The organism is Mesorhizobium sp. NPDC059025 (genome assembly GCF_042739655.1).
Taxonomy (GTDB): domain Bacteria; phylum Pseudomonadota; class Alphaproteobacteria; order Rhizobiales; family Rhizobiaceae; genus Mesorhizobium.
Genome location: NZ_JBHYIM010000015.1, coordinates 31,797 through 43,695 on the forward strand (window position 1 = coordinate 31,797; position 11,899 = coordinate 43,695).

Here is an 11,899-nt window from a genome sequence, read left to right on the forward strand (position 1 = left end):
ATATCCTCCTCACGGCTTCCAGCGCAGGAAATTGGCGATCAGGGCAAGGCCGAGCGCCTGGCTCTTTTCAGGATGGAACTGCGTGCCGGCAAGGTTGTCGCGCGCGACGGCAGCCGTCACCAGCCCGCCATAGTCGGCCTCGGCGAGCACCTGGTTCGGATCACGCGCATCAAGATGGTAGGAATGGACGAAATAGGCATGAAGACCGTCCGGGCCGGTCGGTATGCCGGCAAACAGCGGATGTTCCCGCTTCACCTCGATCGTGTTCCAGCCGATCTGCGGAATCTTGAGCGTGGTGTCGGCAGGCTTGATCTCCCTGACGTCGCCGCCGATCCAGCCAAAGCCCGGGGTAATCGTCTTTTCCAGCCCGCGCTCCGACATCAGCTGCATGCCGACACAGATGCCCAGGAACGGCCGGCCCCTGGAGATGGCGACGTCCTGCACGGCTTCCCACATGCCGTCCACCGCATGCAGGCCGGCAGCGCAATCCGCATAGGCGCCGACGCCCGGCAGCACGATGCGGTCGGCGCGGCGCACCCGTTCCGCATCCGCCGTCAATTCAATGTCGGCGGCTATGCCTGCCTCGCGCGCTGCGCGCTCGAAGGCCTTGGTGGCCGAGCGCAGATTGCCCGAGCCGTAGTCGATGATGGCAACCAGCATGTCAGTGTCGTCCGGGATGGGAAAGTCCAAGCGCCATGCCGGTCTGCACCGAGCGCGCGGGATTGGCGGCGGGCACGATCGTCGGGCGTGGCTCCGTTGGCTCGACCACGGGCTCGGAGGCTTCGCGCCCGAATGCGTAACGGGTTTCTGCGTCGGCCAGGTTCTCTGCCTCGACCACGCCCCATTCGCTCCAGCCCGCCCGGCGCAGTGCCGCGGCCCGCAATGCCGCCCCTTCGAAGCCGACGATGAGGGAGACAAGCAGGGTCAGCAGTGAACCGGCGACCGCCAGCCCTTCACTTTCGCCGACGAGGGACAGCGCGCCGAGAACGATGAAAGCCAGCACGGCGGCGAACCAGAGGCGATGCCACAGCAGCCAGAGTGGCGGCAGGATGAACGCCAGCCAGGAAAACCCGTCACGGATCAACCGTGTTCCTTCGGGCTTCGTGCCGAGGCCATCGGAAGGCGGCTCCATGACGATAAAGCTGGCCATCTCTACCCCTGCAGCGAACCCTTGGTGGAAGGAACCGCGTCCGGCTGGCGCGGATCGCTTTCGAGCGCGGCGCGCAGGGCGCGCGCGACGGCCTTGAAGCAGGTTTCCGCGATGTGATGGTTGTTGGCGCCATAGTGGTTCGTCACGTGCAGCGTGATACCGGCATGCTGCGACAGTGCCTGGAAGAACTCACGCACCAGCTCGGTGTCGAAAGTGCCGATCTTCGGCGCCGAAAAGGCCACGTTCCAGACCAGGAACGGCCGGCCTGACACATCGACCGCGGCGCGCGTCAGCGTCTCGTCCATGGCGAGATCGATCGAGGCATAACGCATGATGCCGCGCCGCTCGCCGAGCGCCTTGGCCAGTGCCTGGCCGATGACGATACCGGTGTCTTCGACGGTGTGGTGATCGTCGATGTGCAGGTCGCCTTTTGCTTTCACCGTCATGTCGATCAGCGAGTGGCGCGACAGCTGGTCGAGCATATGGTCGAAGAAGCCGACCCCGGTCGACATGTCGGACCTGCCGGTGCCGTCGACGTGAACCGACACGGTGATGTCGGTTTCCTTGGTCTTGCGGCTGATTTCGGCCGAACGGGGTGCCATGACCTCATCCTCGCTACAGGAAAACGAGTGCGTTCTAACAGCATGGTCCGGCGATTGCCAGTTGCCAAAACCGCCAGTCGAAACATATGCCTTCGGAGTCTATTGTGGACACGGGAGTCGGGTTGCGGCAGCTCCATTCCGGGTTTGCAAACGGGATGACGCTGCATACATATGCCGCAACTCAACTCGTAACGCGCCAATCGCCTCGGAAGGGATGGCGCGGAATCGGAGCAACATATGTCAGACGAACGTTCCATGCACTCCACGACCATCGTCACCGTGCGCAAGGGCGGCAAGGTGGTGATCGCCGGTGACGGCCAGGTCAGCCTTGGCCAGACCATCATGAAAGGCAATGCGCGCAAGGTTCGCCGCATCGGCAAGGGCGGCAGCGTCATTGCCGGTTTCGCCGGCGCGACAGCCGATGCCTTCACGCTTCTGGAGCGGCTGGAAGCCAAGCTGGAGCAGTATCCCGACCAGCTGATGCGGGCGAGTGTCGAACTCGCCAAGGACTGGCGCACCGATCGCTACCTGCGCCGGCTGGAGGCCATGATGCTGGTGGCCGACAAGAATGTTTCGCTGGCGCTGACCGGCAATGGCGACGTGCTGGAGCCGGAACAGGGCGTGATGGCGATCGGCTCGGGCGGCAACTATGCGCTGGCCGCCGCGCGTGCGCTGATCGACACCGACAAGGATGCCGAGGAGATCGCCCGCAAGGCCATGCAGATCGCGGCCGACATCTGCGTCTACACCAACCACAATTTCGTTGTCGAAACGCTGGACGCCGCCTGATCGTGAATTCTCCGAAAGCGCCCAGCTACGGCTTTCGTCCACTGACGCATGAGGACATGCCGCTTCTGGCGCGCTGGCTCGTGATGCCGCATGTCGCAGCATGGTGGGGCGACAAGGAAACGGAGATGAAAGGCATCGCCGAGACGATCGACAGCGTCGATACCGAGCCTTTCATCATCGAACTGGACGGCAAGCCGATCGGTTACATCCAGAGCTACGACCCGCATCTCGATGATGGCGAGAACCCGTTCCAGGACCAGCCGACCGGCACGCTCGGCATCGACCAGTTCATCGGCGAACCCGAGCTGGTCGGCAAGGGCCACGGCACCCGGCTGATTACGGAATTCGTCGAGATGCTGTTCGAGGAAGGCGCGCCGCGGGTCATCCTCGATCCGGATCCGGCGAACAAAGCCGCTGTCAGAACCTATGAAAAGGTCGGTTTCCGCCCGGTCCGTCGTTTCCGGACGGAGAATGGCGGGGACGCGCTGCTGATGGCGATCGACAATCCAGAAGAAGCGGACGACGAATGACCGCTGCGGGCGCCGGCGATCCGCCGCGGCACCAGCGGCCGGCCTGGCTGGCCGGCATTGCCATTGCCGCCGCACTTGTCGTCATCCAGGCGCTGGTTCTCCACTTTCAGGGCCATCCGGCCATCTGCACCTGCGGCACCGTCAAGCTGTGGCATGGCATCGTACAGAGCTCGGAGAATTCCCAGCACATTACGGACTGGTATACCCCCTCGCACATCATCCATGGCTTCCTGTTCTATGCGCTGGCGAAACTCCTGTTCCCGCGCTCGTCAATCTGGGTCCGGCTTGCCTTTGCGCTGGTGATCGAGGGCGGCTGGGAGATCCTGGAAAACAGCCCGATCATCATCGATCGCTACCGCGCCGGCACGATCTCGCTCGACTATTTCGGCGATTCCATCATCAATTCGGTCTCGGACACGCTGGCCATGGTGGCAGGCTTCGCCGCCGCCCGCTATCTTCCCGTCTGGCTGGTCGTGACCATCGCCATTCTGTTCGAGCTCGGTACTGGCTACATGGTCCGCGACAATCTCACGCTCAACGTGCTGATGCTGGTCTATCCGCTGGAAGCGGTCAAAGCCTGGCAGGGGGCCGCATGATGACAGGGTATCTGTTGTGATCAGCCAGGAAACGCTCGACAGCGCCGTCACCCAGGGCGTCATCACCACGCAGCAGCGCGACCGGCTTTATGCGCTGGAACGCAGCGGCTCCTTCACCACGGAAGACGCTTCGGAATCGGCCGAGGAAAACCTGCGGCTGATCGGCGGCGGCAACGATCTGTTCGTGACCGTCGGCACGGTCCTGCTGACGGTCGGCTTCTATTTCGTGCTCAACACGCTGCTTCCCGGCCAGCGATTGTGGATAGCGGCGCTGGTGGCGGTGTTTTCCTGGGGGCTCGCCGAAGTCGTGACGCGCCAGCACCGCATGAAACTGTCCTCGACGGTGCTCAGCCTGTTTTTCGTCATCTCCTTCACCGTCGCGCTCGGGCTTGAGATCTTCGCGCGCTATCCGATCCAGAAACCGGAATCGATCTGGCAATTGCTGGCGCTTCGCCAGCAGGTCTCGGGCGCCGGCTATCTGTTCCTCGGCGGCGTCATGGCGGCGGTCGCGCTCTATTTCTGGCGCTTCAGGGTGCCGATCCTGGCCGGTATTTTCGCGATCGCGGCGACACTGCTTGCCTTCCTGCAGACCGCGCTCCTGCTTTATGATGGGGTGACCACCGGAGCGGTCGCCCCGCCGCGACTGGAAGACATGCCGGAGCTGATGCGGGCGGCGCTCTACATGCCGCTGATCTGCGGCCTGATCGTCTTCGGCACGGCCGTCGCGCTCGATGTGTACGACCGCGAGCGCCGCAAGATCTGGTCCGACTGCGCGTTCTGGCTGCATGTCGTGTCGGCGCCGATGCTGGTGCACCCTCTCTTCATCATGGCCACCGGCCAGGATGTCGTGATGGGCCGCATCGAACCCGACGCCAACGCCACGATCATGCTGGCGATCCTGATCATCGCCTTCGTCTATGTGGCGCTCGCGATCGATCGCCGATCGCTGCTGGTGCCGACGCTTGCCTATTTCGGATCGCTGGGCATCTACTATCTGGTCAATTCGACCGCCAACAGCACCGGCATTCCGCCCTTCGCCCTGATCCTGCTGGTGGTCGGCGCCCTGATCATAACCTTCGGCGCCGGATGGCAGCATATCAGGCGCTTGATCGTACGCCCGACGCTCCCCACATCCGTGCTCAACAAACTCCCTCCCATCAAACAAGCGTAGACGTGTAATTTCATGAGCAATTTCTCCCCCCGCGAAATCGTTTCCGAACTCGACCGTTTCATCATCGGCCAGAAGGATGCCAAGCGCGCCGTCGCGATCGCGCTGCGCAACCGCTGGCGCCGCCAGCAGCTGGAAGGCCAGATGCGCGAAGAGGTGATGCCGAAGAACATCCTGATGATCGGGCCGACCGGCGTCGGCAAGACCGAGATCTCGCGCCGCCTGGCCAAGCTGGCGGGCGCGCCCTTCGTCAAGGTCGAAGCGACCAAGTTCACCGAAGTCGGCTATGTCGGCCGCGACGTCGAGCAGATCGTGCGCGACCTGGTCGAGGTCGGCATCGGCCTGGTGCGTGAAAAGATGCGCGAGGACGTCAAGGCGCGTGCGCATGTCAACGCCGAGGAGCGGGTGCTCGAAGCCCTGGTCGGCAAGACGGCTTCGCCGGCGACCCGCGAGAGCTTCAAGAAGAAGCTGCGCGACGGCGAGCTGGACGACAAGGAGATCGAGATCGAGGTGACCGATACCGGCAATGGCGGCATGCCCGGCTTCGAGATCCCCGGCATGCCGGCAGGCGTCGGCGTGCTGAACATCAACGACATGCTGTCGAAGGCCATGGGCGGCAAGCGCACCAAGATGCGCAAGACCACGGTCAAGGAAAGCTATGACCTTTTGATCCAGGACGAGTCGGACAAGTTGCTCGACCAGGACGAAGTGGTGCGTCGCGCCCTGGAGGCGGCCGAGAATGACGGCATCGTCTTCCTCGACGAGATCGACAAGATCGCGGCGCGCTCGGACGTTTCGGGCGGACCTTCGCGCGAAGGCGTGCAGCGTGACCTGCTGCCGCTGGTCGAAGGCACGACGGTGGCGACCAAATACGGACCGGTCAAGACCGACCATATCCTGTTCATCGCCTCGGGCGCCTTCCATGTCTCCAAGCCGTCGGACCTTTTGCCGGAACTGCAGGGCCGCCTGCCGATCCGTGTTGAACTCAGGGCGCTGGAAAAGGAAGACTTCGTGCGCATCCTGACCGAGACCGAGGCCAGCCTGATCAAGCAGTATATCGCGCTGATGAAGACCGAAGGCGTCGAGCTGGACTTCACCGACGATGCCATCGATTCGCTGGCCGGTATTGCCGTCGATCTCAACGCAACCGTCGAGAACATCGGCGCGCGCCGGCTGCAGACGGTGATGGAACGCGTGCTGGACGAGATCTCCTACGACGCGCCGGACCGCAACGGCAGCAAGGTGACGATCGACGCCGACTATGTGAAGAAGCATGTCGGCGACCTGTCGAAGAACACCGACCTGTCGCGCTTCATCCTGTAATTTGTAGCAAGGGGTCGCCTGGTAGCGTCATGCGTCAGAACTCAAGATGACGACTGCCGGGCGGCCTGTTGCCACCGTCGTGAACTGTGCCGCCGCGTCGGACGGCGGTTCGCTTTGGCTCCAGCTCTCGATCGATGGACAGATCAAGGATTACGGCCTCGACCGATCGCTCGCGTCGCGCGGCACCGCTCGGTATGGAAGCGTGAGTGGAGAGCGTGGCCCTCTTTCGAAAGAGGAAATCTCGGAGCTGGTGCTTATGCTTGATGTGCCGCAGCAGGGCATGTGCGCCGGGCTCGTCGAGGAGTTCGTGCGGTTCCTGAAGACGTCGGGCCTCAGCTAGACTTCGCCAAGACGTCCGTCGAAAATACCGGCCAGCGTCCTGTCCCGGTGTGGCCAAATGGAAGCAGGCCCGGGCCTTTCGCCACAATCCCGCACGAAGGGCTCGACTCGCCTGCCCGCTTTTCCTAGAGCAAATCCAGCGTGAGGCCTTTTGCGGCGTCGCGGGTTCCCGGATTGCACGATTTCGAGCGGTCGCTGATGAAGAAACTGGTCACTTTCCTTCTCGCTTCGGTGCTGACCATGGCGCCGCTGGCTGCGGTGCATGCGACCACGCTGGTACCGCCCGGCAACCGCAATGTCGAACAGCCGCCAATCCCCGGCTCCTCCAGCAAGCGCACCAAGGCGACCAATACGTCTTTCGACGCCAAATACCGCAAGGTCTATGCTTTGCTGCAGAATGACGCCGAGCTGCGCGGCAAGATCAAGAAGGCCGCGGCTGCCTACGGTGTCGATCCCATCCACATCGTCGGAGCGCTGGTCGGCGAGCATACCTACAATGTCGGCGCGTATGACCGCCTGCAGACGTACTATGTCAAGGCGATGTCCTATCTCTCCTCGAAGCTGACCTTTGCCTACAAGGGCGAAGACGTCTCCGAATTCATCCGTCGGCCGGAATTCCAAAAATGCGCCAATGAGACCGGCAGCAACGACATCTGGGAATGCCGCGAGCAGGTGTGGAACCGCTCCTTCAGGGGCAAGACCGTTGGCGGCACGAGCTTCCCCAACGACCGCTTCGGTGCGACCTTCTTCCAGCCCTATTATGCCGGCCAGACCTTTGGCCTCGGCCAGCTCAACCCGCTGACGGCGCTGCAGATGAGCGACATGGTCAACAAGGTGTCGGGCCTGCCCAGGCTCGACGTCGACGACCCGAACGAGATCTACAAGACGATCATGGACCCGGACATGACGCTGCCCTACGTCGCCGCGATCGTGAAGACCTCCATCCAGGCCTATCGCAACATCGCCGGCTTCGACATCTCGCAGAACCCGGGCCTTACCGCCACGCTCTACAATGTCGGCAACCCGGAAGCGCGTGCCTCCCAGCTGAAGGCCGAAAACGACCGCCGCCGCGCTGCCGGCGAGCCGGAAAAGCTGCCTGAGGAGAACTACTACGGCTGGCTGGTCAACGACAAACTGGCCGAACTGAAGGCGCTGTTCTAGTTTTCGACCCGTCGCCCCGGCCGTTTCGGCGTTGAGACTTCGCTGAACGTTCGAGAGCGCATTTGTCATGCGCATGGAGCTTGACGGCTCTCCGGAATATGGAATAAACATTTCATACAGAATATTTCTGGTTCTTTCGTTCTAAAATCCGGACGAAGGCTCCTGCTCTCCAGCCCTTATCGATGAGGTTGTCATGACAGTGCGTTTTGGTCTCCTCGGTGCCGGACGTATCGGCAAGGTGCACGCCCGGGCGGTCGGCTCGAACCCGCAGGCCAAGCTGGTCGCCGTTGCCGACGCCTTCGAGAAAGCGGCCAAGGAACTGGCGACAGGCTACGGCGCGGAAGTCCGCTCCATCGAGGCGATCGAGAAGGCTTCGGACATCGACGCCGTCATCATCTGCACGCCGACCGATACCCATGCCGATCTGATCGAGCGCTTCGCCAGGGCCGGCAAGGCGATCTTCTGTGAGAAGCCGATCGACCTCGACGTCAAGCGCGTCGAGAAATGCCTGGCCGTGGTCGACAAGACCAAGGCGGCACTGATGGTCGGCTTCAACCGCCGCTTCGACCCGCATTTTGCCGCCGTGCGCAAGGCGATCGACGATGGTGTCATCGGCAAGGTCGAGCAGGTGGTGATCACCTCGCGCGACCCCGGTGCACCGCCGGTCGACTACATCAAGCGGTCGGGCGGCATCTTCCGCGACATGACCATCCATGATTTCGACATGGCGCGTTTCCTGCTCGGAGAAGAACCGGTTGCGGTGTCGGCCCACGCTTCCGTGCTGGTCGACAAGAAGATCGGCGAGGCCGGCGACTTCGATTCCGTCAGCGTCATCCTTGCAACCGCGTCGGGCAAACAGGCGGTCATCTCCAACTCGCGCCGCGCCACCTACGGCTACGACCAGCGCATCGAAGTGCACGGCTCCAAGGGCATGGTGGCGGCCGAGAACCAGCGCCCCGTCTCCATCGAAGTGGCGAGCGAGAAGGGTTACACCCGGCCGCCGCTGCATGACTTCTTCATGACCCGCTACATCGATGCCTATGCCAATGAGATCGCTACCTTCATCGAGGCGACGACCACCGGCAAGAAAGCCTCGCCCAGCGGCATCGATGGCCTGATCGCGCTGAAGATCGCCGATGCGGCGCTCAAATCCGCCGTCACCGGCAAGGCGGTCGCGATCAAGGCGAGCTGAACAATGTCGGCGCAGCTAGACTTCGCGCTGAACCATATGGCGACACCCCGGCTGAACTGTCGGAAATTCCTCGACCTCGCCGCGTCACTTGGCTGCATCGGCGTCGAGCTCCGCAATGACCTGGCCGACAAAAGGCTCACCGATGCCGCGTTCTTCGATGGTGAAGCACCGGAAGCGATCGGCGCCTATGCCCGATCGAACGGCGTCCGTTTGCTCGGACTGTCCGAAGTCTATGGTTTCAATGCCTGGTCGGATGCAATGCGCGCCAGGGTTCAGCTGCTGATCGACCAGGCGGGACGGGCAGGCGCGGAATCGATCAGCCTGATCCCCCGCAACGATGCTCCCCAATATGGCGAAGGCGAACGCGAAGAGGCGTTGCGCCGTTCGCTCGGCGAAATCCTGCCCATGCTGGACAAGGCCGGTCTCATAGCGCTGATCGAGCCGCTGGGCTTCACCTCGTCATCATTGCGCCTCAAGGCGGACGCCGTCGCGGCTATCGAAGCGGTCGGCGGCAAGGCGCGTTATCGATTGGTGCACGACACCTTCCACCACCACCTGGCAGGCGAGAAGGAATTCTTCCCCGAATATACCGGCATCGTCCACATCTCGGGCGTGGTCGATCCGGCGCTGACGGCGGAAGAGATACGGGACGGGCATCGCATCCTCGTCGACGGCCGTGACCGGCTCGGAAATATCGAGCAGATCCGCGACCTGCTTTCCCTTGGCTATGGCGGACCGTTCTCCTTCGAACCGTTTTCGCCGGATATCCACGCGCTGGACAATCCCGCCGTGGCGCTGCGCAACAGCATGGACTTCATCCGCGCCGGTCTTGCCTGAAAGGCGGCTTGACCGGCGTGTTGAAGCAGGCGGGGGTCGAACAGATCGGAACCGGGAGGCCTGAATGACCACACTCGATACACGCAACAGCGCGACGCGCGCGCTGATCACCGGCGGCGCACAAGGGGTCGGGCTGGCCGTGGCACGGCAGCTCGTCGACGAAGGCTGCAAGGCGCTGGTCCTGCTCGGACGTTCCGAGGCAAAAGGCCGGATCGCCGTCGCCGAACTGGAAAAGAAGGGTGCCGAAGCGATCTTCGTCAGCGCGGACCTCGCCGACCCGGCCGCCTGCCTCGCTGCCGTTGAAACAGGCTTGAAGCGGTTCGGCAGCCTGAATGCCCTGGTCAATGCGGCAGCTTCGGCCGCGCGCGGCTCGCTGGTCGAGACCACACCCGACATATTCGACGAGATGTTCGCCATCAATGTACGCGGGCCGTTCTTCCTGATGCAGGGCCTGGTCAAGCATCTGCTTGCGAGCGGTCAGGCAGGCTCCATCGTCAACGTGCTCTCGGTGAATGTGCATGGCGGCCAGTCCTTCCTGTCGTCCTATTCGGCTAGCAAGGGCGCGCTGGCGACACTGACGAAGAATGTCGCCAACGCCTATCGCCGCAACCGCATCCGCTGCAACGCCGTGCTGCCTGGCTGGATGGACACGCCGGGCGAGGCTGACACGCAGGCGAAATTCCATGGTGCGGGAGCCGACTGGCTGGCCAGGGCCGAGGCTGGCGCGCCGATGGGGCAGCTGGTGAAGACGCATGAGATGGCGGGCCTCATCACCTACATGCTGTCGCCCCAATCCGGCGTGATGACCGGCGCGCTGGTGGATTACGACCAGAACGTGCCGGGCATCATCGGCGAATAGGCGGGCCGGCAACGGACCGCGCGACGACGACGCGTTCCGGTCGGCTGGGACAAGGGGCGTGACAAACACCGCGGCTTCCGCTACAAGGCACGCCATGATCCACCTGACCGCCTCGTTTTGGTACTTTAGCTACGGTAGCTCGCTGGCGGCGGGAGGATTGCGCTCGATCTGAAGATTGCAGCATAAAGATCCGAACAGCCGCCAGACCTGGCGGCTTTTTTGTTTCAGCCGGCAGGTCTCCCAACCAGGAGCAGAAAGCCGTGTTGACCACCACTGACGACCTTCGGGTCAAGGAACTCAAGGAACTGAGCACACCTGACCAGGTGATGCAGGAGATACCGCGCACGCTGACGGCGACCCGAACGGTCACCGCCTCGCGCAATGCGATCCATGCCATGTTGACCGGCACCGACGACCGGCTGCTGGTCGTGGTGGGTCCCTGTTCGATCCACGACCCGGCCGCGGCCATAGACTATGCCAACCGTCTGGCGGCGTTGCGCGAAAGTCTGTCCGACCGGCTCGAGATCGTCATGCGGGTCTATTTTGAAAAGCCACGCACCACGGTCGGCTGGAAAGGCCTGATCAACGATCCCGATCTCGACGGCAGCTTCAACATCGACAAGGGGCTGAGACTGGCGCGCAACGTGCTGGCGGCGGTCAACAATCTCGGCCTGCCGGCAGCGACCGAATTCCTCGACATGACGACGCCGCAATACATCGCCGACCTCGTCGCCTGGGGTGCGATCGGTGCGCGCACGACCGAAAGCCAGATCCATCGCGAACTGGCATCGGGCCTGTCCTGTCCGGTCGGCTTCAAGAATGGCACCGACGGCAATGTCCGCATCGCCGCCGACGCGGTGAAGTCAGCTGCGCACCCGCATCATTTCATGGCGGTGACCAAGGGCGGACGCAGTGCGATCGCGGCCACCACCGGCAACGAGGATTGCCATGTCATCCTGCGCGGCGGGCTTGCGCCGAACTATGACGCGGCAAGCGTCGAGGCGGCCAGTGCGGAACTCACCCGCGTCGGCCTCGCCCCGCGGCTGATGATCGATGTCAGCCATGCCAACAGCAGCAAGAAGCCGGAGAACCAGCCGAAGGTCGCGGCCGACGTGGCGGCACAGGTCGCAGCAGGCGACGAGCGCATCATCGGTCTGATGATCGAGAGCAATCTCGTCGCCGGCCGGCAGGATGTCGTGCCCGGCAAGCCGCTGGTCTACGGGCAGAGCATCACCGACGGCTGCATCGACTGGGCAACGACCGAGACGGTGCTGCGCGGGCTTGCCGATGCGGTCGAACATCGCCGCGCCGCACGCCATGCGCTGATCGCCAAGCGGCCCGGCGCGGCGTGAA

At 63.2% G+C, this 11,899-nt stretch carries 14 protein-coding genes; 11 read left to right on the forward strand and 3 right to left on the reverse strand.

The window, feature by feature from the left end; translation table 11 throughout:
- Positions 1–9: 9 nt before the first annotated feature.
- Genes hisH through hisB form a run of 3 tightly spaced genes read right to left on the reverse strand, consistent with a single transcriptional unit; the run spans position 10 to position 1,752 of the window.
- Positions 10–660 carry an imidazole glycerol phosphate synthase subunit HisH gene (gene hisH, locus ACFWYE_RS26775; protein WP_379073216.1) on the reverse strand — a complete coding sequence of 217 codons (651 nt, stop codon included), beginning with the start codon at positions 658–660 and terminating at the stop codon, positions 10–12.
- 1 nt (position 661) lies between these two features.
- Positions 662–1,150, reverse strand: a complete 489-nt coding sequence (locus ACFWYE_RS26780) for a DUF2628 domain-containing protein (protein WP_379064652.1) — start codon at positions 1,148–1,150, stop codon at positions 662–664.
- Between the two features lie 2 nt (positions 1,151–1,152).
- Entirely contained in the window at positions 1,153–1,752 is a 600-nt protein-coding gene (gene hisB, locus ACFWYE_RS26785) for an imidazoleglycerol-phosphate dehydratase HisB (protein ID WP_379115183.1), read from the reverse strand.
- A 237-nt stretch (positions 1,753–1,989) separates the two neighbouring features.
- On the opposite strand from hisB, the gene hslV reads away from it, so the two are divergent.
- The 11 genes from hslV to ACFWYE_RS26840 all read left to right on the forward strand — a co-directional run bounded on the left by hslV (position 1,990) and on the right by ACFWYE_RS26840 (position 11,898).
- Positions 1,990–2,541 carry an ATP-dependent protease subunit HslV gene (gene hslV / locus ACFWYE_RS26790; RefSeq protein WP_054312621.1) on the forward strand — a complete coding sequence of 184 codons (552 nt, stop codon included), beginning with the start codon at positions 1,990–1,992 and terminating at the stop codon, positions 2,539–2,541.
- 2 nt (positions 2,542–2,543) lie between these two features.
- A complete protein-coding gene (locus ACFWYE_RS26795) occupies positions 2,544–3,071 on the forward strand; it encodes a GNAT family N-acetyltransferase (RefSeq protein ID WP_379115184.1) in 528 nt (175 codons plus the stop codon).
- Positions 3,068–3,667: a DUF2585 domain-containing protein gene (locus ACFWYE_RS26800; RefSeq protein ID WP_379115185.1), complete on the forward strand. Its 600-nt coding sequence runs from the start codon at positions 3,068–3,070 to the stop codon at positions 3,665–3,667. The genes ACFWYE_RS26795 and ACFWYE_RS26800 overlap by 4 nt, the downstream gene beginning before the upstream one ends.
- Positions 3,668–3,683: 16 nt before the next feature.
- Positions 3,684–4,838, forward strand: a complete 1,155-nt coding sequence (locus ACFWYE_RS26805; RefSeq protein ID WP_379115186.1) for a hypothetical protein — start codon at positions 3,684–3,686, stop codon at positions 4,836–4,838.
- A 12-nt stretch (positions 4,839–4,850) separates the two neighbouring features.
- Positions 4,851–6,158, forward strand: a complete 1,308-nt coding sequence (hslU, locus tag ACFWYE_RS26810; protein ID WP_129412125.1) for an ATP-dependent protease ATPase subunit HslU — start codon at positions 4,851–4,853, stop codon at positions 6,156–6,158.
- A gap of 46 nt (positions 6,159–6,204) precedes the next feature.
- Positions 6,205–6,498 carry a hypothetical protein gene (locus ACFWYE_RS26815; protein ID WP_379064660.1) on the forward strand — a complete coding sequence of 98 codons (294 nt, stop codon included), beginning with the start codon at positions 6,205–6,207 and terminating at the stop codon, positions 6,496–6,498.
- Between the two features lie 239 nt (positions 6,499–6,737).
- Entirely contained in the window at positions 6,738–7,658 is a 921-nt protein-coding gene (locus ACFWYE_RS26820) for a DUF1402 family protein (RefSeq protein WP_379115243.1), read from the forward strand.
- 193 nt (positions 7,659–7,851) lie between these two features.
- Positions 7,852–8,850 (forward strand): inositol 2-dehydrogenase, encoded by a 999-nt coding sequence (iolG, locus tag ACFWYE_RS26825; protein ID WP_379115187.1) that lies wholly within the window; start codon positions 7,852–7,854, stop codon positions 8,848–8,850.
- Between the two features lie 3 nt (positions 8,851–8,853).
- On the forward strand, positions 8,854–9,687 hold the full coding sequence (locus ACFWYE_RS26830) for a TIM barrel protein (RefSeq protein WP_379115188.1): 834 nt from the start codon (positions 8,854–8,856) through the stop codon (positions 9,685–9,687).
- 64 nt (positions 9,688–9,751) lie between these two features.
- A complete protein-coding gene (locus ACFWYE_RS26835; RefSeq protein ID WP_379115189.1) occupies positions 9,752–10,546 on the forward strand; it encodes an SDR family oxidoreductase in 795 nt (264 codons plus the stop codon).
- Positions 10,547–10,806: 260 nt separating this feature from the next.
- Positions 10,807–11,898 carry a 3-deoxy-7-phosphoheptulonate synthase gene (locus ACFWYE_RS26840; protein ID WP_379115190.1) on the forward strand — a complete coding sequence of 364 codons (1,092 nt, stop codon included), beginning with the start codon at positions 10,807–10,809 and terminating at the stop codon, positions 11,896–11,898.
- Position 11,899 lies beyond the last annotated feature (1 nt).

Excerpts from the sequence above, each read along its gene's own strand:
- ACFWYE_RS26835 (WP_379115189.1), top strand. The coding sequence starts at position 9,752 with ATGACCACACTCGATACACGCAACAGCGCGACGCGCGCGCTGATCACC.
- ACFWYE_RS26820 (WP_379115243.1), top strand. The coding sequence starts at position 6,738 with ATGGCGCCGCTGGCTGCGGTGCATGCGACCACGCTGGTACCGCCCGGC.
- ACFWYE_RS26780 (WP_379064652.1), bottom strand. The coding sequence starts at position 1,150 with ATGGCCAGCTTTATCGTCATGGAGCCGCCTTCCGATGGCCTCGGCACG.
- hslV (WP_054312621.1), top strand. The coding sequence starts at position 1,990 with ATGTCAGACGAACGTTCCATGCACTCCACGACCATCGTCACCGTGCGC.
- hisH (WP_379073216.1), bottom strand. The coding sequence starts at position 660 with ATGCTGGTTGCCATCATCGACTACGGCTCGGGCAATCTGCGCTCGGCC.
- hslU (WP_129412125.1), top strand. The coding sequence starts at position 4,851 with ATGAGCAATTTCTCCCCCCGCGAAATCGTTTCCGAACTCGACCGTTTC.
- iolG (WP_379115187.1), top strand. The coding sequence starts at position 7,852 with ATGACAGTGCGTTTTGGTCTCCTCGGTGCCGGACGTATCGGCAAGGTG.
- ACFWYE_RS26815 (WP_379064660.1), top strand. The coding sequence starts at position 6,205 with ATGACGACTGCCGGGCGGCCTGTTGCCACCGTCGTGAACTGTGCCGCC.
- ACFWYE_RS26800 (WP_379115185.1), top strand. The coding sequence starts at position 3,068 with ATGACCGCTGCGGGCGCCGGCGATCCGCCGCGGCACCAGCGGCCGGCC.
- ACFWYE_RS26830 (WP_379115188.1), top strand. The coding sequence starts at position 8,854 with ATGTCGGCGCAGCTAGACTTCGCGCTGAACCATATGGCGACACCCCGG.
- hisB (WP_379115183.1), bottom strand. The coding sequence starts at position 1,752 with ATGGCACCCCGTTCGGCCGAAATCAGCCGCAAGACCAAGGAAACCGAC.